Genomic DNA, 25,046 nt, shown 5'->3' on the forward strand with positions numbered 1-25,046 from the left:
GCAAATTTGCCGGCCTTTTACTTCTTAGCCAGCGACTTTATCGCGCAGAGCCTGTTTTTCAGCTGCGCTCAAGAACGCAATTTCCAGGCCGTTGATCTGCGCCTGTCGAATCTCTTCGCGGCTCAGTCCCGCCTGCGGCGCGGCAACATTATACTCATGAATAATATCGACACCCTGAACGGCCGGATCGTCGGTGTTCAGCGTTGCCAGCACGCCGTGCGCAAGGAACGTCTTCAGCGGATGCTGCGCCAGTGACGCTACGGTGCTGGTCTGAATGTTAGACGTCAGACAGGATTCGATGCCGATGCGCTGCTCGACCAGGAAATCCATCAACGCCCGGTCTTCAACGGCTTTCACACCGTGGCCGATACGCTCGGCACCCAGCTCACGAATTGCCTGCCAGATGCTTTCCGGACCGGCCGCTTCGCCCGCATGAACGGTAACATGCCAGCCCGCGTCGCGCGCGCGGTTGAAATGAGAGAGGAACAGGCTGCCGGGGAAGCCAAGTTCATCACCCGCCAGATCGACGGCGGTGATCTGATCGCGATGGGCCAGCAGCGCTTCCAGCTCCTGCAGACAGGCCGCTTCACCGAAGGTACGGCTCATAATGCCAATCAGATTCGCCTGAACGTTAAACGCCTTACAGCCTTCGCGCACGCCTGCGATAACCGCTTCCACCACGCCGTCGACGGGCAGATTGTGGGTCATCGCCATGTAGCCTGGGGAAAAACGCAGTTCGACATAATGCAGGCCATTGCGCGCCGCATCTTCGATATTCTCGAACGCCACGCGACGACAGGCATCCAACGACGCCAGCACTTTCACGCCCCAGTCCAGCTTGCTGAGGAAGCTCACCAGATCCGGCTCGTTCGCCGTCACCTGGACGTGGGGAATGAGTGTCTCAATAGTTTGAGCGGGCAGGGACAAATTAAACTGGCGGCCAAGATCGAGAATGGTTTGGGCACGAATGTTGCCATCAAGGTGACGGTGAATATCGGTAAGGGGAAGGCGGGTATCAATCATGGTCGCACTCATTTTCTGGTTAAAGTGCGCCACATTATAAAAACATTTGCGGGTAAAAAGCTATTTGCGCAATGGAATATTCCATTGCGCAACCTGTCAGAGCAGAGAATGAATCCCCGCAATCAGCCGCTCAACGCCCTGTTCCAGTTTACTGCGTGGACATCCGGCATTCAGGCGTACATACCCTTTACCCTCCACGCCGTACGTATAACCTGGCATGATCGCGACTTTTTGTTGCTCGATGAGTACGTTCTGCAGCGCTTTGTCGTCGATACCGAGCGCGCTCAAATCAATCCATGCCAGATAGGTCGCTTCCGGCGGCTGCCAGTTCAGCTCAGGGAATGCAGCGTTGAGTTGCTCAGCCACATAGCGCAAATTTGCCTCCAGATAGGCGCGCAGGGCATCCAGCCACGGCTCGCCCTGTTGATAGGCGGCGATATGTGCCGTCAGTGCCAGCACGGACGGAGATGAAAGCCCGTCGCGGCCCTTCAGGGCGTTAAGATAGCGTGCGCGACTTTCATCGTCACCGATCAGCCCGTACGCCCCGGTAAGCGCCGGAATATTAAAGCTCTTGGAGCCTGACGTTAGCAGCGCCCATTTGCTGCGCGCCACCTCGTTCCACGGCGTATGCTGGTGGTCGCCCCACACCATATCCATGTGGATTTCGTCGCTGATCACCGCCACATCGTAGCGCGCACACAGCTCGGCCATGGTGTTCAGCTCGTCGCGCGTCCAGACTTTACCGGTCGGATTTTGCGGGCTGCACAGCAATAAAATCGTGTTTTCCGGTTTCGCCAGCGCGACTTCCAGGCTGGCCATATCGCACTCCCAGCCGGCTGTGTTTTTTTGCATTGCGACCGGAACGACGTTGCGATCGTTGCCCTGGATGGCGTTGTAAAACGCATCGTAGGCGGGGGTATGCACCACGATGCCGTCGCCGGGTTTCGACCACACGCGGATCAGCTCGGAAACCATATAAATGACCGACGGACCGTACACCAGGGTGTTCGTATCAATCTGGCTGTGAAAACGCTGCTGGAACCAGTGCGCAACGGCGGCGAGAAATTCGTCGTTTTTCCAGCGGCTGTAGCCAAACACGCCGTGACTGATGCGCTGATTCAGTGCGTCGATGATGCACGGTGCGGTGGCAAAATCCATATCGGAAATGGTAAAGGGCAGCAGATCGTCGGCACCGAAGCGGTCGGCAACGTAATCCCATTGGGTACACCAGGTCCCGTGGCGATCGACGACGGTTGAAAAATCAAACATAGCGCTCGTCCTTAAAGTCAAAACCCCCTTCGCCAGAAGGGGGTGAGGTGTCAGGCTTCTACCGTACGCATCAGCGTCGATAGCTCATCTTTAACCGACTGGACCTGCGGCCCAATCACCACCTGCAAATTATGCTGATTTAACTGTACCACGCCGATGGCCCGGTTGGCCTTCAGGGCGTTGGTGTCCACTTTAGACATATCGTTCACCGACAGACGCAGGCGGGTGATGCAGTTATCGAGAGACGTGATGTTATCCGCGCCGCCCAGTGCCGCCAGAATCGCTGGCGTGTTGTAGCCGGATTTACCGACGGTACCCACAACGGCTTGTTCCACGCTGCTGGCGGTATCGGTATCGCGGCCCGGTGTTTTCAGATTAAAGCGGGTGATGGCGAAGCGGAAGATTCCGTAGTACACCGCAAACCAGATAGCCGCCACAACCGGCACCAGATACCACTTGGTCGACAGACCGTGCAGGATGCCGAACACCACGAAGTCAATCACGTTGCCGTCGGTGTTACCGATGGTCACACCCAACACCGCCATCACGGTGAAGCCCAGACCGGTCAGCACGGCGTGGATGAGATACAGCACCGGTGCAACGAACAGGAACAGGAACTCGATTGGCTCAGTCGTTCCGCCTACCACGCAGGCGATGACGCCGGAGATCAGCAGGCCTTTAATTTTATGACGGTTTTCAGGACGCGCGCAGTGGTACATCGCCAGCGCCGCACCCGGCAGGCCGCCTAAGAAGGCCGGCATTTTACCCTGAGACAGGAAGCGGGTCGCACTTTCAGAGAAGCCGTGGGTGGTCGGGCAGCTCAGCTGCGCCTGGAAGATAGTCAGCGCGCCACTCACGTCGTGGCCGCACACGTCCATCGTGCCGCCCGCTTCGGTAAAGCGAATCAGCGCGACCAGAATGTGCTGTAAACCGAACGGCAGCAACAGACGTTCACCGGTACCGAAAATCATCGGGCCGAAATCGCCTGCGCTGTTGATGATGCGGCCAATCGCCGTAATCCCCATCGCGAAGACCGGCCAGATCAATGGGATCACCAGACCAAACAGACCCATGACCACCAGGGTGACAATCGGCACAAAGCGGGTACCGCCGAAGAAGGCCAGGGCGTCCGGCAGACGGATATTGTGGAAGCGCTCGTGCAGCATCCAGATAATCACACCGGCAATAACCGCACCGAGGATCCCGGTGTCGATCGACTGAATACCCAGCACGCTCTGAATGTTGTTCGCTTTCAGCACTGCCGCGTCGGTGGTGGGCAGAATGCCTTTAGCGGTCAGCCAGAAATTCACCGCCAGGTTCATCACCGCGTAGCCGACAAAACCGGCAAACGCCGCCACGCCTTTGTTCTCGCGCGCCAGCCCCAGCGGGATTGCGATACAGAACATGACGGGCAGGAAGCTAAAGGCAAAGGAGCCGACTTTACTCATCCAGATGAAGATCGCCTGCAGCACCGGGTTGCCGAGGAAGGGGATCAGGGTAATGACATCATGGCTGCTGAGTGAGCTGCCGATCCCGAGCATGATCCCGCAAAAAGAGAGCAGAGCCACCGGCAACATAAAGGTTTTACCCAGTTGCTGGAAAAACTCCCACAGCGATATTTTTTGTGCTGCTTTCGCCGTCATAAAACGACTCCTTGATGGTTAAAAGGGTATTATCTGTTTCACTGTGGCGAAAAGATAAAACGTTTTACCAAACTTTAGTGCGCGCTGAATCACATTCTCATGCTTTAATTAGCAGTATAAATAGAACCTATTGATAAAACGTTTTATCTGACTGAACATCAGGGAGTTGCGCGTTCACATGTCTGTTGCGAAGAAGATCACCATCAATGATGTTGCGCTGGCGGCCGGGGTATCTGTCAGCACCGTTTCGCTGGTCTTAAGCGGAAAAGGGCGCATTTCTCCCGCGACGGGCCAGCGTGTGAACGAGGCGGTTGAACAACTGGGGTTTGTGCGTAATCGCCAGGCAGCGTCTCTGCGCGGCGGGCAGAGCGGCGTGATTGGCTTGATCGTGCGCGATCTGACGTCGCCGTTTTATGCAGAACTCACCGCCGGGCTAACAGAAGCGCTGGAAGCGCAGGGGCGGATGGTCTTTTTACTCCACGGCGGGCGCGAAGCGGATCAACTGCTCTCCCGTCTGGATATGCTGCTGACGCAGGGCGTGGACGGCGTGATTATCGCGGGGGCGTCTGGCGTGGGGAGCGAGCTGTGCGAGCGCGCGGCACAGAAGGGCGTTCCATTGGTATTTGCCTCACGCGCCAGCTATCTCGATGAAGCCGATACCCTGCGTCCCGATAACATGCAGGCCGCACAAATGTTGACCGAGCATCTGATTCGTCGCGGTCATCAGCGCATCGCCTGGCTGGGCGGCAAAAGTTCGTCCCTTACGCGCGCCGAACGTGTGGGCGGTTACTGTTCGACGCTGATCAAATACGGTCTGCCGTTCCACAGCGAATGGGTGGTTGAGTGCGAATCGAGCCAGAAAAAAGCCGCCGAAGCGATGGGCGCGCTGCTGCGCAGTAATCCCACCATCAGCGCGGTGATCTGTTACAACGATATTATCGCCATGGGGGCCTGGTTCGGCCTGCTCCGCGCCGGACGTCAGAGCGGCGAGGGGGGCGTAGAGACCTTCTTCGACCAACAGGTGGCGCTGGGTGCTTTTGCGGATGTCGGGGAAAACGCGCTGGACGATCTGCCTATTGTCTGGGCGACAACGCCCGCGCGGGAGATGGGTTACACCCTGGCAGACCGCATGATGCAGCGAATTGAGAAATCAGACGTCCAGGCCGGGCATCAGATCGTGTCGGCGCGACTGGTAACGACGAAATAACAATGTGAATCATCGTGCCGCACGGTTTTGCGGTTTTTTCGCCAGATGAGTCAAAATCGTCTGGCCGATGTAATTACTCCAGTTGAAACTATTTTGCAGCACAATCACCGCATTTTGATTCTGTTTATCAAAGCCAATGTAACTGGAATACCCGCCAATATACCCCACCTGATAGGTCATTTTCTGGCCGTCCGTCTCGTCACTTACCCACGCGATATTGGCGGCCTCTTTGTGCCGATAATAGTATGTTCGGGTGACATCCTGGAAAGCCTGGTTGATCGCCTGATCCTGCGTCGCGCTGACGTGCGCCCGGGCGTAGGCCGCCAGATCGCGGGCGCTACTGTAGAGGCTTGCCGCTGCGGTCATGTTGTGCTGAAAATGCCAGTCCGGCGTCAGTTCGCCACGGCGTATCAATTTAGGTTGATCTCCTGCGTGGCCGAGCGCACGCCTCGGGTATGACGCCAGTATTTCCGGCGTATAGCTGGAGTTTTGCATGTCGAGTGGCTGAAAAATCAGCCGCTGGGCCAGGGCTTCGATCGATTCCCCCGTCTTTCGTTGCAGAATATAGCCGAGGAGGGCATAGCCGATGTTTGAATACTGCGGTTCGTGGGAGTCAGGCGCAGAGAAATCGCGCAGGTAATTGAGTACGTTATTGCTGTCGAGTTCTGAATAGAAGTTCTCGCCGGTATTGAAATAGCGCACAAGATTTTCGAGAGTCAACAGATCCATCGGCTGGCGCGGTAAGCCAGAGGTGTGAGTGACCAACTGCAACAGGGTGATGTGTTGCGCGTCAGCACTTAAGGGTGTGCCGTCAGGAAGTAAGGTCGCGAGCGTATCCGTCCAGCGGAGTTTGCCCTCATTGACCAGCAGGGTCGTGACTTCGGCGGTGACACCTTTGCTCAGTGAGCCGAGTGCAAAGAGGGTATCCGGGGTGACGGGGTACTGGTTTTTTGCGTCGGTTACGCCGTAGCTGTGAAATTCGGTGGGGCCGTTATGCTGAATAATGGCGACAATCATCCCGGTCACCTCTTTTTCTTGCATGTACTGCTGGATCATCGGGTCGATCCCGCGACCGTAGTATCCGACCACAATACGGGTACTCTTTTGTTCCGGCATATCCATTTGCGATAACGTACTGTTTCCACAGCCAGCTAACACCAACAGGGACAAAAGCAGTAATGGTGTTTTAATGTTCATTCTTAAAAGCTGACTGTGCCGCCGTCCAGGAAAAATAGAGCGCGCAGTATACAAAAATGCGGCCCGGCAGGCGCCTGTTTTTCACGCTTTTAGGCAGAGGGCATCAGGAGGCGGTGATCCAGATCAAGAGCCTTGCCCGCCTTGCGAGGCATATTCTGCGCTCCTGTTAAGTTCTGTAAAACGATTACCGCCATGCAACTCTGTAAAACCCTGCTCGCTTTAGCCTTTGTTCCCGCCATCTCCTTTGCCGCCAGCAATATAGAAGTCGGTTTTTCACCGGAAGGGGGCGCCCAGGAGCTGGTGCTCAAAACCATCAATAACGCGACAAAATCGATCCGCATGATGGCCTTTTCGTTTAGCGCCCCGGATATCATGGCCGCGCTGGTGGCGGCGCAGAAGCGCGGCGTCGATGTGCAAATCGTGATAGATCAGAACGGCAACGTTAGCGGCAAAAGCCTGCAGGCGATGCGCTATGTGGCACACAACGGCGTTAAGCTCAGAACGGATAATCACTACCGTATTCAACACGATAAAGTGATTATTGTAGACGGGAGTACGGTCGAAACCGGGTCATTTAATTTTGCCAAAACGGCGGAGTTTAAGAATTCGGAAAACGTGATAGTGATTCACAACGCGCCGGATCTGGTGGCGGAGTATCTTGCGCACTGGGAAAACCGCTGGCAGCAAGGGGTGGATTTCTCTGCGTAGAACTGCCGGGTGGCACAGCGCACCCGGCGGGTAAGGCTAATGCCCGGCGAACAATGAGCCGGGCAATGCCTGCATTACTGCTGCGGTACTGCTGGAGCCGCAGGTTCAGCCGGTTCCGGCATCCCAAGCGTTGGCATACCAAACATACCGACAAAGTCTTCCAGCGGCATTTTCTGACCGTTTAACGTCACCTGACCATTCGCATACTGCAGGCTGGTGCTAATCACGTTGTCTTCAAGCGTGGTGATGCGGAACATCTGGCCCATAGCCGCCATGCCTTTCACCTGCTGGCTGGCGAGCTTAGCCGCATCGGCGTCGTTATAACCTTCGAGCTTCGCAATCTGGGTCATAAACTCGGTCGCCATATCCATCGGGATCGTCAGTTTGCTGTCGATGGATTTCACGCTGCGATCCACTTCCTGCGCCAGCGTCTGCGCTTCACCGGTCGCGGTGGCCGGATCTTTCAGGAACAGGGACAGGTTGAAGTTGGTTTCGCCTTTGCTGTTTTTCCAGCTCAGTGGGGCGATCGTGATAACCGGTTCGCCTTTCAGCAGCAGCGGCAGGTTGCTTAACAGGGCATCCATCGCTTTTTGCTGATACAGCTCAGGATTTTTGGTCATCAGCTCTTTATCGGCCAGCAGCGCCTGGCTTTGCGCACGATACTGCTGACTGAACTGATGCCACGCCTGGCCGTCGATATTGCCGAGTTTCAGGGTCAGTTTGCTGGAACCCAGATCCTGGCTCTGCACTTTAAGGCTATTCAGGCTGTAATCCAGCTGGCTGTTGACGCTCTTACCGTCTTTGGAGAGATCGGATTTACCGACCAATTCCATCCCTTCCAGAACGGCCATCTCTTTGCCTTCCACGGCAATCGCCATTTTACCCAGGCTGATTTGCTGGTCGCCCATGCGCTCGCCAAAGGTGGTCATACGGCTGTTGCCGTCGGCTTTAAGATTATTGAAGGTCAGCTGAACCTTCTGATTGTATTCGTTAACCGCGTTGACCAGGCCACTTTCTGCCGAGCCGCTCAGGGTAAACACGTTACCGTCGCGATCCGCGTCGAGTTTGAAATCGCCGCCGCTGAAGGCCACTTTCTCGTCGCCTTTTTCATAATTCAGCGCTTTCAGGGCGATATCGGAGCTTGTATCGCCGGCGTAGCTGATGCGTGTATCCACCACAAACGGCGACTCATTTTTCGCCAGTTCAAACAGCGGTTTAGACGCTTCGTTGTTGACCAGCGTGGTTTTTACCGACGCCATGGACGGAATCAGATTGAAATGCTTAAGCTGTGCCAGCGGGAACGGACCGTGATCGACAACTTCGTCCAGCACCACGCTGTGACCGTCTTTCAGCCAGCCATTTTCGGTGCCCGCAACGGGTTTAACCACCAGTTGCATATGGCTTTTGAAGACGCCGCGCTGATAGTTCTGATAGCTTAATTCCAGCCCGGCTTCCGGCGCCGTGCGTTTGATTTCGCTGTTAGCCTGCGCCACCATCTCTGCCAGACGACTCTCCAGCTGTTTGCCCGTAAACCAGGAGGCGCCCGTCCAGACCACCCCTAATGCGACAACAACACCAACCGCTATAACCGATTTTTTCATCATGATTGTCCATAAAATGAAACCAGGCGGTAAAAACCGCCTGGTGATTAAGTCTTCCACTAGCTTAGCAAGAGAGTCGATAAACTTATAGCTTATTGAAGACCCTTGCCAGGCGGCCATTTCCGCTGATAGCGATCGGGGACTCATTCGCCGCGACAAACGCCGACTCACCAGGTTTGAGCACCAGGCGCTGTTCGCCTTTGCTCAGCACCGCTTCGCCTTCAACACAGAACAGGATTGCCGCACTCTGCTGTGAGACCGCGGTTTCCGTCGCGCTCAGGTCGTGCAGCGCAAAAGCGAAGTCGTCGACAGGAATCGGGAAGTCCAGCTCTGCGCCGTTTTTCACCGGCTGAGTCAGCAGCTCAGCGGCAGGTTTGGCGACGAATTTGACGTTCGCCACCAGTTCCGGGATATCGATATATTTTGGCGTCAGTCCGGCGCGAAGTACGTTATCGGAGTTCGCCATCACTTCCAACGCCACGCCCTGCAGATAGGCATGCGGGGTTTCCGCAAACAGGAACATCGCTTCGCCTGGATTCAGTTTCACCACGTTCAGCAGCAGCGGAGAGAAGAGGCCGCTGTCGTTCGGGTAGAACTCAGAAATCAGGCGAATGGTATGCCAGGGTTCACCCTGCTGGTTATTGAGAGCGGCTTTCAGCACCGCCAGCGCGTGGGATTTCTCGTCATCCTGCATATTCAGCAGGCTGGCAAACAGCTGGCTTAAGCCTGCGGCGTCCGGGTTTTCGAGGAAATGAGCAATAGCATGATGCGCGCCCGCGACCGGCTGCAGCAGCGAAACAATCTCCGAGAACTCGCGGAAGGCGTTCATCGCCAGGAACGGCGTTAACGCGAACACCAGCTCTGGCTTATGGTTCGGATCTTTGTAGTTACGTTCGGCGGCATCCAGTGGAATACCGGCTTTATTCTCTTTCTCAAAACCTATTTCAGACGCTTTCTTGTTCGGATGCACCTGAATGGAGAGCGGCTGGGCGGCGCAAAGCACCTTGAACAGGAACGGCAGTTCGCCGAAACGCTGCGCCACGGCATCGCCCAGGAGCGTCGCTTTGTCCGCGTCGATCACCTCGCGCAGAGAGCGTACCTGGCCGCTGGCATCTTCAATTTTTGAGCTGCTCTTCGGATGCGCGCCCATCCACAGCTCTGCCATCGGCAGGTTGTCAGGATTGGCGATACCGTAGAGAACCGTTAACGCAGTTTGACTTCCCCAGGCATAGTTCTGCACTGAGTTGATGAGTTTTTGCATTATCAAGCCCTGTTTCAAATGTGGAATTATCTTCGCGTATTAAAGCAATAAACCGCCCGGAAGTAACCTGCGCATGTAAAAAGTCGTACTAGTCTCAGTTTTTGTTAAAAAATTGTGTAGGATAAGCAAACTCGCTTTTAAGCAGGGCAGCGGAACATCTGCTCTTAAATAACCAGACCGAAGCAGTAAGTGAGAGAACAATGTCGAACAAACCCTTTCATTATCAAGATCCTTTCCCGCTGGCAAAGGATCAGACCGAATACTATCTGTTAACATCCGATCACGTCTCCGTCTCTGAATTCGAAGGGCAGGAGATCCTCAAAGTTGACCCGCAGGCGCTGACCTTACTGGCGCAGCACGCCTTCCACGATGCCTCCTTTATGCTGCGCCCCGCGCATCAGCAGCAGGTTGCCGATATCCTGAGCGATCCGCAGGCCAGCGAAAACGACAAATACGTCGCGCTGCAGTTCCTGCGTAACTCCGATATTGCTGCGAAAGGCATTCTGCCGACCTGTCAGGACACGGGCACGGCGATCATCACCGGCAAAAAAGGCCAGCGCGTCTGGACTGGCGGCGGTGACGAAGCGGCGCTGGCGCACGGTGTCTATAACACCTACATCGAAGATAACCTGCGTTATTCGCAAAACGCGGCGCTGGATATGTATAAAGAGGTGAACACCGGCACTAACCTGCCGGCGCAGATCGACCTCTACAGTGTCGATGGCGACGAGTACAAATTCCTGTGCATCGCCAAAGGCGGCGGCTCCGCGAACAAAACCTATCTGTACCAGGAAACCAAAGCGCTGCTTTCGCCGGGCAAGCTGAAAAATTACCTGGTCGAGAAGATGCGCACGCTTGGCACGGCAGCCTGTCCGCCGTACCACATCGCGTTTGTTATCGGCGGGACGTCGGCGGAAAGCACCCTGAAAACCGTCAAACTGGCATCGACCAAATACTATGACGGCCTGCCAACGGAAGGGAACGAACACGGTCAGGCGTTCCGCGACGTTCAGCTCGAACAGGAGTTGCTGACTGAAGCGCAGAACTTAGGCTTAGGCGCTCAGTTCGGCGGCAAATATTTTGCTCACGATATCCGCGTCATCCGTCTGCCGCGCCATGGTGCGTCTTGTCCGGTCGGGATGGGCGTCTCCTGCTCTGCGGATCGCAATATCAAAGCGAAGATCAACCGCGACGGTATCTGGATCGAAAAACTGGAAAACAATCCGGGGAAATACATTCCGCAGGAGTTGCGTCAGGCCGGTGAAGGTGAAGCGGTGCATGTCGATCTCAACCGTCCGATGAGCGAAATCCTGGCCCAGCTGTCGCAATACCCGGTCTCCACGCGTCTGTCGCTGAACGGCACCATTATCGTTGGCCGCGACATCGCTCACGCGAAATTGCAGGAGCGTCTCGATAAGGGCGAAGGTCTGCCGCAGTACGTGAAAGATCACCCGATCTACTACGCAGGCCCGGCGAAAACCCCGGAAGGTTATGCCTCTGGTTCACTCGGCCCGACAACGGCAGGGCGCATGGACTCCTATGTGGATCAGCTGCAGGCCAACGGCGGGAGCATGATCATGCTGGCCAAAGGCAACCGCAGCCAGCAGGTGACGGATGCCTGCCACAAACACGGCGGATTCTATCTCGGCAGCATTGGCGGCCCGGCAGCGGTGCTGGCACAAGGCAGTATTAAGAGCCTGGAGTGCGTGGAATATCCGGAACTGGGGATGGAAGCCATCTGGAAAATTGAAGTGGAAGATTTCCCGGCGTTTATCCTCGTGGATGACAAAGGCAACGACTTCTTCAAGCAGATCCAGTCGTCCCAGTGTTCAGCGTGCGTTAAGTAGTTTTTGTGCCGGGTGGCGTTTTCGCTTCACCCGGCACGACTCACCACAAGAGCGCACAAAGCGCCATACCGTTTTCCTGAAGCAAACAATACTTAATCCAGCATGTGAGCAATGTCCCCCATTTCATTGTTATCAAGGAGAAAGTAATGACAACGCAACGCCGCGAGAAAGATTCCATGGGCGCAATCGACGTCCCGGCTGACAAGCTATGGGGCGCGCAAACTCAGCGCTCGCTGGAACATTTCCGCATCTCGACGGAGAAAATGCCCGTTTCTCTGATCCACGCCCTGGCGCTCACCAAACGCGCAGCCGCGAAGGTCAATCAGGATCTGGGCCTGCTGTCCGCCGAAAAAGCCACCGCTATCATCAGCGCCGCCGACGAAGTGCTGGCCGATAAACACCCGGACGAATTCCCCCTTGCCATCTGGCAGACCGGCTCCGGCACCCAAAGCAACATGAACATGAACGAGGTGCTGGCGAACCGCGCGAGCGAACTGCTGGGCGGCGTACGCGGGATGGAGCGCAAAGTACACCCGAACGATGACGTCAATAAAAGCCAAAGTTCAAACGATGTATTCCCGACCGCGATGCACGTGGCGGCGATCATCGGCCTGCGCGAGCATCTCATTCCGCAGCTGAAAGTGCTGACCCAGACCCTGACGGCAAAATCGCAGGCGTTCGCTGACATCGTCAAAATTGGTCGTACCCATCTGCAGGACGCCACGCCGCTGACCCTCGGGCAGGAGATCTCCGGCTGGGTGGCGATGCTGGAACACAACCTCAAGCATATCGACCACAGCCTGCCGCACCTCTCGGAGCTGGCGCTGGGCGGTACGGCGGTGGGGACGGGGCTGAACACCCATCCGGAATATGCCGTACGCGTGGCGAAAGAGCTGGCCGCGATCACCGGGCAGCCGTTTGTGACCGCACCGAATAAATTCGAAGCGCTCGGTACCTGTGATGCGCTGGTCCACGCCCACGGTGCGCTGAAAGGGCTGGCGGCCTCGCTGATGAAAATCGCCAACGACGTACGCTGGCTGGCCTCCGGGCCGCGCTGTGGGATCGGTGAAATCAGTATTCCGGAAAACGAGCCGGGCAGCTCCATCATGCCGGGCAAAGTGAACCCGACTCAGTGCGAAGCCATGACCATGCTCTGCTGTCAGGTGATCGGCAATGACGTCGCGGTGAATCTCGGCGGGGCGTCAGGCAACTTTGAGCTTAACGTCTATCGCCCGATGGTGATCCATAACTTCCTGCAATCAGTGCGCCTGCTGGCGGACGGCATGGAGAGTTTCAACGAGCACTGCGCGACCGGCGTCGAGCCGAACCGCGACCGTATCAACCAGCTACTGAATGAGTCGCTAATGCTGGTCACCGCGCTCAACACGCATATCGGCTACGACAAAGCGGCTGAAATCGCTAAAAAAGCGCACAAAGAGGGGCTGACGCTGAAAGCCTCAGCGCTGGCGCTGGGCTATCTGACGGAGGCCGAGTTCGACACCTGGGTGCGCCCGGAAGAGATGGTAGGCAGCCTGAAGTAATCACTCCGCCACATACAGGTGCAGCCGTGGAATGATCAAGCGCAGCGGCTGCGCCTGAGGTTTATAACGATGCTGAATATTGTCCGCATCATAATTCAGCAGTTCGCCAATGTCTGGCACCATCGCCCCCTGGTCTGCGTCGTACAGGGCAATCAGCGGCGTCGGGCAGGCGTACTGCACCTGCTTTTGTTCTCCCGCATACCACACGCGCGCAATCGGCTGCACCTTCACCGGACGTTTGATTTTAAGGCGCGCATCGGCAGGCAGCGCGGCAATATTCTCGTACTCCTGCTCTAACCGCTCAATCCACTGTTCGCGCGACCAGGGCGCCATGGTGCGCGGCGATTTCAGGCTCTTCTCCAGCAGCGATAGCACCTCATTGCGGGTGAAATTTTTGATGATATGTTTGTTCGCCCAGCCAAAGCGCAGGGTCGCCGGATGACGCAGCAGCGTCAGCGTGCGGTAGGCGTTGAGGGTAATCAGGCCCGGCAACTGGCGATGCACCCACTCAAAGCGCGCGGCAGGGGCGAGACCCGACTCTTCGGTTACGATCTTCTCAAACGCGGCTTTGAGGGTATTAATGTGCGCAATCTGGCTTTCAAGCTGTTCGCGCAGGGGCGTGTCGCACTGGAGACAAATCACCCCCGGCAGACGCACGGCGGCTTTACTGCTGCGGTTTTCTGACTGCTGCTGAATAAACAGATGGCGATAGTGCGCCAGCGTCAGATCCAGCGCCTCCTTGCCGATGTGCTGTTTCACCTCAATCACATCCAGCGGATCGTGCTCTGCGCCTTTCACCACGTCCGGCAGGGTGAAAACCCGCGCGGCCAGCAGCCGACAGGTTTTCAGCCGTTCGCTCAGGCTCATCAGTTCGTGTTCTATCTGGTGAAAGGTGGAGTTCAGCCGCTCGAGAAGATCGTAGGTCGCCATAAAATGCTCGCAGTAGTTACAACATACTTATTATATAGCACAGTGCGCCGGGTCAGGCTACGGTGCGGAATGGGTCTGGCAGAGACAATAGATGCTTATTAGTTGGGGGTTAAATATACGAAATTTGTATACTTCCCGTCTCTTGCGGCCCCTCGGTTGATCCAGAACAGGTAAAAAGTATGATGAAAACCTAAAATCGTCACACGTTTTATCTACCCCTAAATGGTAAGAGGCAATCCTTGTCCAGACCTGGCCGTATTGTCTGCGCGCTGCTAGCGTGCGCGTCGTTCTTCGCACAGGCAGCCGCCCCCGACGAACTGACAACCGCGTGGCCCGTCAATGTAGGACCGCTCAATCCCCATCTTTATACACCCAATCAAATGTTCGCCCAGAGCATGGTCTACGAACCGCTGGTGAAGTATCAGGCCGATGGTTCGGTCATACCCTGGCTTGCGAAAAGCTGGACCCACACGGCGGATGGCAAAACCTGGGTATTTACGCTTCGTGACGGTGTCACGTTTTCCAACGGCGAACCTTTTAACGCGCAGGCCGCCGCCGAGAACTTCCGCTCTGTGCTCGATAACCGCCAGCGCCACGCCTGGCTGGAGCTGGCCCGGCAGATCACGGATGTTAAAGCCCTGAGCGACTCTGAGTTGCAAATCACCCTGAAAAGCGCCTATTACCCGTTCTTACAGGAACTCGCGCTGCCGCGTCCGTTCCGCTTTATCGCCCCGTCGCAGTTTAAAAATAACGAAACGATGAACGGCATTAACGCGCCAATCGGAACCGGGCCGTGGGTGTTGAAAGAGTCCAGGCTTAATCAGGTTGACGTGCTGGTGCGCAACGATCGCTACTGGGGTAAAAAGCCCGCCATCCGACAGATCACCGTGAAGGTGATCCCGGACCCGACGACCCGCGCCGTGGCGTTTGAAACAGGTGATATTGACCTGCTGTATGGTAACGAAGGGCTGCTGCCTCTAGATACCTTCGCCCGCTTCAGCCAAAGCCCACACTACCGCACCCAGCTTTCCCAGCCCGTTGAAACGGTCATGCTGGCGCTGAACTCCTCCAAAGCGCCGACGGACGATCTGGCGGTGCGCGAAGCGCTGAACTATGCGGTGAACAAAAAATCCCTGATCGATAACGCCCTGTACGGCACGCAAAAAGTGGCGGACACGCTGTTCGCACCGACAGTGCCTTATGCAAACATCGGTCTCAAGCCGCGCGAGTACGATCCAAAGCAGGCCACAACGCTGCTGGAACAGGCGGGCTGGAAGGCCGTGAGCGGAAAAGCCATCCGCGAGAAAAATGGTCAGCCGTTGCGGGTAGAACTCGCCTATATCGGCACCGACGCCCTGAGCAAATCGATGGCGGAAATCATTCAGGCCGATATGCGTCAGGTGGGAGTCGATGTGGCGCTGGTGGGGGAAGAGGAGAGCAGTATCTACGCCCGCCAGCGCGACGGTCGATTCGGCATGATTTTCAACCGCACCTGGGGCGCACCTTACGATCCACATGCCTTTATGAGCTCGATGCGCGTGCCGTCCCACGCCGATTATCAGGCGCAACTGGGGCTCGCGGATAAGCCCGTCATTGATAAAGAGATTGGTGAAGTGCTTTCCACCCGCGATGAATCCCAGCGTCAGGCGTTATACCGCGATATTTTGACCCGACTGCACAACGACGCGGTCTATCTGCCGATTAGCTATGTGTCGATGATGGGGGTGGCGAAGCCTGAACTTGGGGTGATCCCGTTTGCGCCCATCGCCTCCGACATTCCGTTTGAACTTATCCAGCCGGTGAAACCCTGATGTGGCGCTATATACTGCGGCGCATACTGCTGCTGATCCCGATGGTGTTCGCCGCCTCGGTGATTATCTTTCTGATGCTGAGACTCGGCACCGGCGATCCGGCGCTGGATTATCTGCGTCTCTCTAATCTGCCGCCCACGCCGGAGATGGTGGCCTCTACCCGCGTGATGCTCGGCCTGGATCAGCCGTTAATCGTGCAGTACGGCACCTGGCTGTGGCGGGCGATGCACATGGATTTTGGCATCTCTTTCGCCACCCAGCGCCCGGTGCTGGACGACGTGATGCACTTTCTGCCCGCAACGCTGCTGCTGGCCGGTGCGGCGCTGGTGCTGATCCTGCTCACCTCCGTGCCACTGGGTATTTGGGCCGCGCGCCATCGCGATCGGCTGCCGGATTTCATCGTCCGGGTGATCTCTTTCCTGGGCGTCTCTATGCCCAATTTTTGGCTGGCGTTTTTGCTGGTGATGTTCTTTTCGGTTTATCTCAAATGGCTCCCGGCGATGGGGTACGGCGACTGGCAGCATCTGATTCTGCCCGCCGTGTCGATTGCCTTTATGTCGCTGGCGATTAACGCCCGGCTGCTGCGCGCCAGCATGCTGGATGTTGCCGGGCAGCGGCACGTCACCTGGGCGCGTCTGCGCGGCCTGAGCCATAGACAGACCGAGCGCCGCCATATTTTGCGCAACGCCTCGCTGCCGATGATCACGGCGGTGGGAATGCACATCGGCGAGCTGATCGGCGGGACGATGATCATCGAGAACATCTTCGCCTGGCCGGGCGTAGGGCGTTACGCCGTCTCGGCGATTTTTAACCGCGACTATCCGGTCATTCAGTGTTTTACGCTGATCATGGTGGTGGTTTTTGTCCTCTGCAATCTGGCAGTGGATGTGCTGAATGCGGCGCTTGACCCGCGCATTCGTCGTCATGAAGGAGCGCACGCGTGAATTTTTACCGTTCTGCACGCTGGCCTGTCCGGCTGGCGATGATGATGATTGCATTGCTGGCGGCGATTGCCCTCACCAGCCAGTGGTGGCTGCCGTACGATCCGCAGGCGATTGATCTGCCGTCGCGGCTTCTGTCACCCGACAGCCAGCACTGGCTCGGCACCGACCATCTGGGGCGCGATATCTTTTCGCGTCTGCTGGCGGCAACGCGCGTCTCTCTGGGGTCGGTGATGGCCTGTCTGCTGCTGGTGCTGATTCTGGGAATGACCATCGGCGGGGCGGCCGGGCTGCTTGGCGGGCGCGTGGATCAGTTCACCATGCGCATCGCAGATATGTTCATGACCTTTCCAACCTCGATTTTGTCGTTCTTCCTCGTGGGTGTGCTGGGGACGGGGCTGACTAACGTCATCATCGCCATCGCGCTTTCCCACTGGGCCTGGTACGCGCGGATGGTGCGCAGCCTGGTGATCGCGCTGCGTCAGCGGGAGTTTGTCCTCGCGTCGCGCCTGTCGGGGGCCGGGCATGTGCGTATTTTTGTCGACCATCTGACGGGGGCGGCGCTGCCGTCACTGCTGGTGCTGGCGACGCTTGATATCGGTCATATGATGCTGCACGTCGCGGGGATGTCATTTCTCGGACTGGGCGTGACGGCCCCGACGCCCGAGTGGGGCGTGATGATCAACGATGCACGTCAGTATATCTGGACGCAGCCGTTACAGATGTTCTGGCCGGGGCTGGCGCTGTTTATCAGCGTGATGGCGTTTAATCTGGTGGGTGACGCCCTGCGCGATCACCTCGATCCTCATCTGGTCACGGAGCATGCCCACTGATGCCAAAGCAGATTGATTTGCAGAATATCGTGCTCGAGGCGGATCGCACGTTAGTCAACGGCGTCTCGCTGACGCTCAAACGCGGGCGGGTGCTGGCGCTGGTGGGGGGGAGCGGCAGCGGGAAATCCCTGACCTGTGCTGCCGCGCTCGGCGTATTGCCTGCCGGTGTGCGTCAGACGGCAGGGCGGATTCTGGCCGACGGCGAGACGGTGGCACCAGCCTCCCTGCGGGGGATTAAGATCGCGACCATTATGCAAAACCCGCGCAGCGCCTTTAATCCGCTGCATACCATGGCTACCCACGCCAGGGAGACCTGTCAGGCGCTGGGTAAAAATTCCGATGACACCGCGCTTATCGCCGCATTAAACGCAGTCGGGCTGGACGAGGCGGAACGCGTGCTGAAGTTGTATCCCTTCGAGATGAGCGGCGGCATGTTGCAACGGATGATGATCGCCATGGCCGTGCTGTGCGATGCGCCGTTTATCATCGCCGACGAGCCGACCACCGATCTCGATGCCGTGGCCCAGTCGCGCATTCTGGATCTACTGGATGACATCATGCACACCCGCGCGCCCGGTATGCTGCTGGTGACGCACGATATGGGCGTCGTGGCGCGCCTCGCGGATGACGTGGCGGTGATGGACAACGGCGTCATCGTTGAGCAGGGCGACGTTGAGACGCTGTTTCACGCGCCACAGCATCCGGTGACGCGCGGGCTGGTGTCGGCGCATCTGGCCCTGTATGGCATGGAGTTGACCCAATGACACTGCTTTCTGTTTCTGCGCTTTCACATCAATACGCCCGCTCAGAGTGGGTGCTGAACAACGTCGCCATGAGTCTGAAAACCGGTGAAACCGTGGCGCTACTGGGCCGCAGCGGCTGCGGGAAAAGTACGCTTGCGCGCCTGCTGGTAGGGCTGGAATCCCCGAGCCAGGGCGACGTGTTCTGGCAGGGGGCGCCGCTTTCGCAGCTCAACCGATCCCGGAAAAAAGCGTTTCGCCGTGAAATTCAGATGGTGTTTCAGGATGCCATCAGCGCGGTGAATCCGCGTAAAACGGTGAGTGAAATTCTGCGTGAACCGATGCGCCATCTTTTGTCCCTGTCTAAAACAGAGCAGATGGCCCGCGCTCGTGATCTGCTGCGGGCGGTTGAGCTGGATGACACGCTACTCACTCAGCGCCCGCCGCAGCTAAGTGGCGGCCAGCTTCAGCGCGTGTGCCTGGCGCGGGCGCTGGCCGTTGAACCAAGGCTGTTGATCCTTGATGAAGCCGTGTCGAATCTCGATCTGGTGCTGCAGGCGAACGTGATTCGCCTGCTCAAAAAACTCCAGCAGCAGTTCGGTACCGCCTGCCTGTTTATCACGCACGATTTACGCCTGGTCGAGCGCTTTTGCGACCGGGTCATGGTGATGGACGCGGGGAACATCGTGGAGACGCAAACCGTCGGTGAGCAATTAACCTTTGCGTCCGCTGCCGGACAAACACTACAAAACGCGGTCCTTCCCGCATTTCCCGTGCGCCGTCGCGCCAGACTTTGAGGTTACATCAGATGCAACGTGTCACAATTACGCTTGATGATGATTTGCTGGAGATGCTGGACAGTCTTAGTCAGCGCCGTAGTTACAACAACCGCTCAGAGGCCATCCGTGATATTTTGCGTGGCACGCTGGCGCAGGAAACCACCCAGGAGCACGGCAGGCAGGGATTCGCGGTACTTTCTTACGTGTATGAGCACGAGAAACGCGATCTGGCGCGGCGTCTGGTCTCGACGCAGCACCATCACCACGATCTTTCGGTCGCTACGCTGCATGTCCATGTCAGCCACGAAGATTGTCTGGAGATCGCGGTGTTAAAAGGCGATATGGGAGACATTCAGCATTTCGCCGATGATGTGATTGCCCAGCGCGGCGTGCGGCATGGGCATTTACAGGCGTTACCTGATGAGAAGTAACGCCATCAGGCCGTGACAGGCAGGGTGATGTGATGATAGATCGGCCAGCTAAAGCAGAATTTTGCACCGCCGAGATCGCTTTCGTCGCAGCTGACGCGCCCGCCCATCGCCTGAGCGATAGAGTGGACAATCGCCAGCCCCAGCCCGCAGCCGCCGGTGGCGCGGTCGCGGCTGGGGTCCAGACGCACAAAGGGTTCAAACACCCGTTCACGCTCGGCGGCGGCGATACCCGGGCCATCGTCTTCCACCGCTAAACTGGCTTCGCTGCCGTTCAGATGCAGGCTGATGCGAAGCTTGCTTTCGCTGTAGCGCAGGGCGTTATTCACCAGGTTATCCAGCACGCGCTCCATCAGACGCATATCCAGCGCGCCGTAATCACCGGGGCTGTTATCAAGCAGCAATGTGCGCTGCGGATTCACACTCTGCACATCGTCAATATGGCTGCGTATCCACGCCGACAGATCGGGTGAGCTGAGCTTGAGTTCATTCTGCGGGCGATCCAGACGGGCATAGGTGAGCAGCTCTTCGATCAACGCTTCCAGCTGGCCAATATCGCGATTGAGCGCCAGGGATTCCGCTTCCGTCAGGTTTTCGCTCATCTCCAGGCGATAACGCAGACGTACCAGCGGCGTGCGCAGTTCGTGGGCGATACCGTCAATCAGCGCTTTTTTACTGGCGATCAGCGCATTGATGTTATCGGCCATCTGGTTAAACGCCACACCCAGGCGCTCGAAGCTGGAGGTGCTGTCAAAGTGGATGCGCTCGGTAAAGTGACCGTCGCCAAAACGCTGGGCCGCCGCTTCCAGACGCAACATATCCTGCCAGTGGGGCCGCATCCAGATTAACACCGGAAAGGCCAGTGAGATGGCGATGAACGCCAGCAGCGCGATATCCAGCAGGCGCATCTGATGTAAAAAATAGAGATAAGGAACCGGGCCAACCGCCAGCACGTAATGGCTGCGCGGAATACGCTGAATAAAGGTGTACTGATCGTCTAATGCCACGATATCGCCATCGCGCAGGCGCTGCGTGGTCTGGGGGTCTAAATTGTAGTTCTTGAGCGGCTCGATGCGCATATTAAACGACAGATTCAGATCCAGCTCTTTCAGCGTTCGCGCCCAGTCGTGCGGGGGGATTTCACGTAATTCGCTGCGCATCAGATAGAGCGAGCTTTTCATCAGGTCATCAAGCGACTGCCTGCCCGCGCGCTCGGCGGTGAATTTGTAAACCAGCCCGACCAGCATGGTCATCACCAGAAAACAGACAAACAGCAAAAGATAAAACTGCACAAACAGCTTTTTCATGAAATCACACCATTAACACAATGAGTTAGCGAACTGATTTTACCTTTGGGGCACTAGGGCGTCTGCGTTGTGTTCATCAATGCCCCAGGTAAGTGGCTATGAAAGCAGGGTTTGCCCCGGCTGACAACATGCAAACGCATCGGGCTTAAAGATTCACGGCGCTCTTTTCTCGTGGTGTGTTATTTGAATTCGAGACCAAAATAGTGACCGAATTTGATAATATCCTGGCGATATAAATAACGAATCTCCTCCTGACCATATCGATAAACACCTCCATCAGGAATGAGAATAACCACACAGGGAAATCCTTGAGGCATTTTATCCTGCACGGCCATTTCAATCTCTTCAGGCGAGAAAATGGAAGGGTATTTGCCATCAATGCCTAAATATTCAGTTGTGAACCACGTTCTGAATGCATTTTCATTGGGAAGATGTTTCATCTGCTCGTTCCGTTGTGAGTCGTAAAAGTATCAAAGGCGCTCATAACTCTCGGTGGCTGAGCGTAAATGACATTGTGTATAACCTGGTTAGCTGCTACGAGGGTATCTGCTAATTACGCTTTTAACTTTAGAATTCAGTCTTGAATTTTTATTCAGAATCGTTCATTCAGGTAAGCGAACAAACGCCTGTTCATTTTTTTATTAAGATTCGTTTTATTATAAATCATGGCGATTTCTATAACCGGCAGCGGAATTTTTGTGTCCAGCGTTTTAATATTAAAGGCATCTTTGAAGCGTTGCATCAGCCAGCGGGGGACAATAGCGACAGAATTTGATGATTCGATGTAGCTGAGAATAGAGATAAAAGACGGGCTTCTGAGCGTAAAGTTGCGGTCGGACCGCAGATTGTTTTCAACACGCTGACGCGTCATTACGGCAGGCAGTTCATCGGTATGGACATAGCAAAACATTTCATTTTCCACATCTTTTTCGCTAAAGGTCGTCTTCAGTCTGGGATGGTTTTTCCGGCAAATAAAGACTAAGTCTTCCTCACCAATCAGGAAGGATTGCGTTGAGAGTCCCAGGTTTTTATTGACACCAAACACCATGTCAACCTGGCGCAACGATAACGAATCGCTAAAACTATCAACCATGTTGTCGCTTACCCGATGGATAATTTCGCAGGTGATTTTTTCTTTCTCGAAAAACGCGCTGATCATCGGAATAATTTTAATGGATAAATAAATTGGGCATTGAATAACCAATTGGTTATGGTATTCATCGTCTGCAAAATGTTCAACATTACTGATCAACGATTCCAGACTGTCTTTAACTTTTAGATGTAATTTCGTAGCGATGGTGGTGGCACGTAATTTCTGTCCGTCGCGAAGAAAGAGTGGGTCACCAAAATAATCCTTCAGTTTTTGTAGCGACTGACTAATGCTGGGAGAAGAGGTATGTAGCAGCGTTGCCGCATTTTTCACACTACCCGTGGTATACACTGCATCTAAAACCACCAACAGGTTAAAATCAAACTTCCTTATTTTAAGAGACTCCATGCGTTCCTGTTTCATTTTGCTGACTTCCAGTCCTTATTACCTGCTCAATGATATTCCTTGTTAATAATCATAGTAGCATTTGTTGAAGGTAACGCCATCTTATGCGTCACGAAGGGCGTTTGACTTTTCCCATTCGATCTATCCATTTGGAAAACTCTTCTTCATAGATGTACACGATTTCTTCATCCAGACAGTTAAGCTCATTTTTCTGTCGGTATGCCAGGCAAGGAAAGGATAAAGGCAGGTTTTCTCCCAGTGCTGTTTCAATTTCATGCGCATTGAGAAGACTGGGATATTCGGTATTTTCCTCGGAACAAATAATTTGCATATACCACTGCTCATATTCCTCCCGGTTGTCAAGTAAAGCGATCACCATAGCAAGTTATGCTCCAAAATTGTTTTATATAAGGTAATCATCATCGTAAAAGGTATTAGCGTCAAAGCAATGGCTGATTTATTAATGAATTATTTCGAATGTTGTTCTTGCTTTTTCTTAGTTAACAGGAAAGATCGCTTAAGATATTCAGGGTGAATTATTAATGTTTTATTAACTCCGAAATAAAAAATGTCGCATTTAGAAATAAAGTTATTTTCTTATAATTGTCCCGTCGTCACCCTAAAGCCACTGAATTGGCCTTATGACAAACATTTACTCATTTTGTAGGATTTAACTTTATGAAACTTAAAGTACTCACCTTTATTCTTCTGGGCCTTAGCCCTGTTGCGTTGTTTGCTGCAGATGGCGACATCACATTTACGGGTAAAGTCACCGCTTCAACCTGTTCTCTGAAGGGGTTTAACGGTGTGGCCGCCACGTCATCCTTGATTGAACTGGCGAATGTCACACCGGCTTCTTTTGACGTTGCAGCCGGTTACGCGGGCATGCAGGATTTCACCATCGATCTGCAGGATTGTGATATTACCACCATGACAAATGCCCGCGTATCTTTCAGCGGCACGCCCGATACCGTCGATAACGCTATTCTGTTAAATACCGATAGCAACGCGCCAGCGACCGGCGTGGGTATCGCTATTTTAGAAAATGATGGTGCCACGCTGGTTGATATTAACGGCGGTATTCCCTCTAAATCTCAGGCGTTAAGCGCGGGCAATACCGAACTTAAATTCAAAGTGGCCTATAAAGCCAATACGGCGACGCCGGCCGTCACTGCCGGGAATGTCAAAGCCAAAGCCTTTGTCGATATTACGTATAATTAATTTTTAATTTTAATTACTGGCTGATTACGTGTCATAAAAAAAGCAGGCCTCTTTTGAAAAGTCATCATTATCCTTTATTAGTGGAAGTTTTCATTTTAGCGTCTGCTTTAGTTTCGTCTTATTCTCAGGCAGCAGCCAGTGACAGCGCCTTTGACGCTGACTTCCTGCGCAAAGATTCCCAGGAAATACCTGAACAATTTTATCACCCGGACCAGGTGGACGCGGGGGTCAAAACCGCCGATATCGTGCTCAACGGCCATATTCTGTTTAAAACCAAAGTCGAATTTATTGCCACAAAAGCCGGTGAGAGTGCCACGCCCTGTCTGACCCAGGCGCTGCTGCATCAGACGGGGCTGGATACGCATCTCGACGAACTGGCGAAAGCGGGGAATGAGACCTGCTACGACTTCCTCAAAAAATGGCCGGACGCCCGGATCACTTACGACGAGTCGATGCAGCAGCTGGTTATCAGCGCCCCGCAGGCGGCGACCAGCGTGGCCGGGCAGACCGAGATGATCGACCCGTCGCTGTGGGATAACGGGGTCAATGCCCTGCGTCTGGGCTATTCCGGCTACGTGTATCACACCGACAACCACGGTGACGATGCCGGTTCGGGCAGCAGCGACAATGCCTACCTGAGCCTGAACTCCGGCGTGAATCTCGGGAGCTGGCGCTTCTACAGCTTTGATACGTTTAACAAATCTGACCTGGGCTGGGAGCAGAACCACGACCGCGCCTATGCCGAGCGGGATATTGCGGCGCTGGTTTCCCGTTTTACCGCCGGGGACGTGTATGCCAGCACCTCCAGCGACGTGCTGGGGATTTTACCCCTGCGCGGTGTGACGCTGGAGACCAACGCCCAGATGCTGCCGTCGGACACCTTTAGCTACTCGCCGGTGATCCGCGGCGTGGCGCGCAGTAACGCCCGCATCGTTATCCGCCAGCGCGGCAACATTATCTACAGTGAAACCGTCGCCCCCGGCAGCTTCGCGATTAAAGATTTGAATAACGGTCAGATTGGTGCGGACCTGGACGTCACGGTGGAGGAGAGCGACGGCAGCAGGCAGCAGTTCACGGTGCCGTACACCGCGCTGCCGAACATGCTGCGCCCCGGCACCTGGCGCTACAGCCTGAGCGCGGGGCGCTACCGCGATGACGGGCTTTCCTGTCAGCCCCTCGTGGCGCAGGGCAGCCTGCAGTACGGCTGGGACCGGTTCACGCTGAGCGATTTGATTGTGGCGGGGAAAGGGTACCAGTCCATGGC

The 25,046-nt window shown here is 55.5% G+C and carries 23 protein-coding genes; 12 read left to right on the top strand and 11 right to left on the bottom strand.

The window, feature by feature from the left end; genetic code table 11:
* Positions 1-24 precede the first annotated feature (24 nt).
* The 3 genes from add to malX form a co-directional block, all read right to left on the bottom strand.
* Positions 25-1,023 (bottom strand): adenosine deaminase, encoded by a 999-nt coding sequence (gene add / locus ETG88_RS21970; RefSeq protein WP_102103577.1) that lies wholly within the window; start codon positions 1,021-1,023, stop codon positions 25-27.
* Between the two features lie 96 nt (positions 1,024-1,119).
* Positions 1,120-2,292, bottom strand: coding sequence for a MalY/PatB family protein (locus ETG88_RS21975; RefSeq protein WP_129036411.1), 1,173 nt, complete (start codon positions 2,290-2,292; stop codon positions 1,120-1,122).
* A 50-nt stretch (positions 2,293-2,342) separates the two neighbouring features.
* Complete coding sequence (gene malX / locus ETG88_RS21980; protein WP_100780375.1) at positions 2,343-3,935, bottom strand: maltose/glucose-specific PTS transporter subunit IIBC; 1,593 nt, start codon at positions 3,933-3,935, stop codon at positions 2,343-2,345.
* 178 nt (positions 3,936-4,113) lie between these two features.
* On the opposite strand from malX, the gene ETG88_RS21985 reads away from it, so the two are divergent.
* Positions 4,114-5,142: a Mal regulon transcriptional regulator MalI gene (locus ETG88_RS21985; protein ID WP_100780374.1), complete on the top strand. Its 1,029-nt coding sequence runs from the start codon at positions 4,114-4,116 to the stop codon at positions 5,140-5,142.
* 9 nt (positions 5,143-5,151) lie between these two features.
* On the opposite strand, the gene ETG88_RS21990 is transcribed toward ETG88_RS21985, so the two are convergent.
* Complete coding sequence (locus ETG88_RS21990; RefSeq protein WP_129036412.1) at positions 5,152-6,339, bottom strand: serine hydrolase domain-containing protein; 1,188 nt, start codon at positions 6,337-6,339, stop codon at positions 5,152-5,154.
* A gap of 192 nt (positions 6,340-6,531) precedes the next feature.
* Here ETG88_RS21990 and ETG88_RS21995 point away from each other — a divergent pair, with 192 nt between their 5' ends.
* A complete protein-coding gene (locus ETG88_RS21995; protein WP_129036413.1) occupies positions 6,532-7,047 on the top strand; it encodes a phospholipase D family nuclease in 516 nt (171 codons plus the stop codon).
* A 74-nt stretch (positions 7,048-7,121) separates the two neighbouring features.
* Here ETG88_RS21995 and ETG88_RS22000 read toward each other — a convergent pair whose 3' ends face one another.
* A complete protein-coding gene (locus ETG88_RS22000) occupies positions 7,122-8,648 on the bottom strand; it encodes a YdgA family protein (protein WP_102103581.1) in 1,527 nt (508 codons plus the stop codon).
* 85 nt (positions 8,649-8,733) lie between these two features.
* On the bottom strand, positions 8,734-9,909 hold the full coding sequence (gene manA / locus ETG88_RS22005) for a mannose-6-phosphate isomerase (protein ID WP_129036414.1): 1,176 nt from the start codon (positions 9,907-9,909) through the stop codon (positions 8,734-8,736).
* Positions 9,910-10,109: 200 nt separating this feature from the next.
* Between manA and fumA the strand changes: the two genes are divergently transcribed.
* Both fumA and fumC read left to right on the top strand, forming a co-directional pair.
* Complete coding sequence (gene fumA, locus ETG88_RS22010) at positions 10,110-11,756, top strand: class I fumarate hydratase FumA (protein ID WP_100780369.1); 1,647 nt, start codon at positions 10,110-10,112, stop codon at positions 11,754-11,756.
* 146 nt (positions 11,757-11,902) lie between these two features.
* A complete protein-coding gene (gene fumC / locus ETG88_RS22015) occupies positions 11,903-13,297 on the top strand; it encodes a class II fumarate hydratase (RefSeq protein ID WP_129036415.1) in 1,395 nt (464 codons plus the stop codon).
* On the opposite strand, the gene tus is transcribed toward fumC, so the two are convergent.
* Positions 13,298-14,227, bottom strand: coding sequence for a DNA replication terminus site-binding protein (tus, locus tag ETG88_RS22020; RefSeq protein ID WP_100780367.1), 930 nt, complete (start codon positions 14,225-14,227; stop codon positions 13,298-13,300).
* Between the two features lie 239 nt (positions 14,228-14,466).
* Here tus and nikA point away from each other — a divergent pair, with 239 nt between their 5' ends.
* The 6 genes from nikA to nikR are packed head-to-tail and all read left to right on the top strand — an operon-like array spanning position 14,467 to position 19,762.
* A complete protein-coding gene (nikA, locus tag ETG88_RS22025) occupies positions 14,467-16,038 on the top strand; it encodes a nickel ABC transporter substrate-binding protein (RefSeq protein WP_129036416.1) in 1,572 nt (523 codons plus the stop codon).
* Positions 16,038-16,982 (top strand): nickel ABC transporter permease subunit NikB, encoded by a 945-nt coding sequence (nikB, locus tag ETG88_RS22030; protein WP_129036417.1) that lies wholly within the window; start codon positions 16,038-16,040, stop codon positions 16,980-16,982. Before nikA ends, nikB begins: the two co-directional genes overlap by 1 nt.
* Positions 16,979-17,812: a nickel ABC transporter permease subunit NikC gene (gene nikC / locus ETG88_RS22035; protein ID WP_100780364.1), complete on the top strand. Its 834-nt coding sequence runs from the start codon at positions 16,979-16,981 to the stop codon at positions 17,810-17,812. The genes nikB and nikC overlap by 4 nt, the downstream gene beginning before the upstream one ends.
* Positions 17,812-18,576, top strand: a complete 765-nt coding sequence (gene nikD / locus ETG88_RS22040) for a nickel import ATP-binding protein NikD (RefSeq protein WP_129036418.1) — start codon at positions 17,812-17,814, stop codon at positions 18,574-18,576. Before nikC ends, nikD begins: the two co-directional genes overlap by 1 nt.
* Positions 18,573-19,349, top strand: coding sequence for a nickel import ATP-binding protein NikE (gene nikE / locus ETG88_RS22045; protein ID WP_129036419.1), 777 nt, complete (start codon positions 18,573-18,575; stop codon positions 19,347-19,349). Before nikD ends, nikE begins: the two co-directional genes overlap by 4 nt.
* A gap of 11 nt (positions 19,350-19,360) precedes the next feature.
* Entirely contained in the window at positions 19,361-19,762 is a 402-nt protein-coding gene (nikR, locus tag ETG88_RS22050) for a nickel-responsive transcriptional regulator NikR (RefSeq protein WP_100780361.1), read from the top strand.
* A 5-nt stretch (positions 19,763-19,767) separates the two neighbouring features.
* On the opposite strand, the gene rstB is transcribed toward nikR, so the two are convergent.
* The 4 genes from rstB to ETG88_RS22070 all read right to left on the bottom strand — a co-directional run bounded on the left by rstB (position 19,768) and on the right by ETG88_RS22070 (position 22,940).
* Positions 19,768-21,066, bottom strand: coding sequence for a two-component system sensor histidine kinase RstB (gene rstB, locus ETG88_RS22055; protein ID WP_129036420.1), 1,299 nt, complete (start codon positions 21,064-21,066; stop codon positions 19,768-19,770).
* 179 nt (positions 21,067-21,245) lie between these two features.
* Positions 21,246-21,506 carry a hypothetical protein gene (locus tag ETG88_RS22060; protein ID WP_129036421.1) on the bottom strand — a complete coding sequence of 87 codons (261 nt, stop codon included), beginning with the start codon at positions 21,504-21,506 and terminating at the stop codon, positions 21,246-21,248.
* 152 nt (positions 21,507-21,658) lie between these two features.
* Entirely contained in the window at positions 21,659-22,579 is a 921-nt protein-coding gene (locus ETG88_RS22065; RefSeq protein WP_129036422.1) for a LysR family transcriptional regulator, read from the bottom strand.
* Positions 22,580-22,670: 91 nt separating this feature from the next.
* Positions 22,671-22,940 carry a hypothetical protein gene (locus ETG88_RS22070; RefSeq protein WP_123428903.1) on the bottom strand — a complete coding sequence of 90 codons (270 nt, stop codon included), beginning with the start codon at positions 22,938-22,940 and terminating at the stop codon, positions 22,671-22,673.
* A 299-nt stretch (positions 22,941-23,239) separates the two neighbouring features.
* Between ETG88_RS22070 and ETG88_RS22075 the strand changes: the two genes are divergently transcribed.
* Together ETG88_RS22075 and ETG88_RS22080 are read left to right on the top strand one after the other, a co-directional pair.
* Entirely contained in the window at positions 23,240-23,782 is a 543-nt protein-coding gene (locus ETG88_RS22075) for a fimbrial protein (RefSeq protein WP_100780357.1), read from the top strand.
* A 53-nt stretch (positions 23,783-23,835) separates the two neighbouring features.
* On the top strand, positions 23,836-25,046 hold a 1,211-nt coding region (locus tag ETG88_RS22080), incomplete at its 3' end, for a fimbria/pilus outer membrane usher protein (RefSeq protein WP_252152574.1).

The sequence above is a fragment of the Lelliottia nimipressuralis genome, assembly GCF_004115925.1.
GTDB classification, from domain to species: domain Bacteria; phylum Pseudomonadota; class Gammaproteobacteria; order Enterobacterales; family Enterobacteriaceae; genus Enterobacter; species Enterobacter nimipressuralis.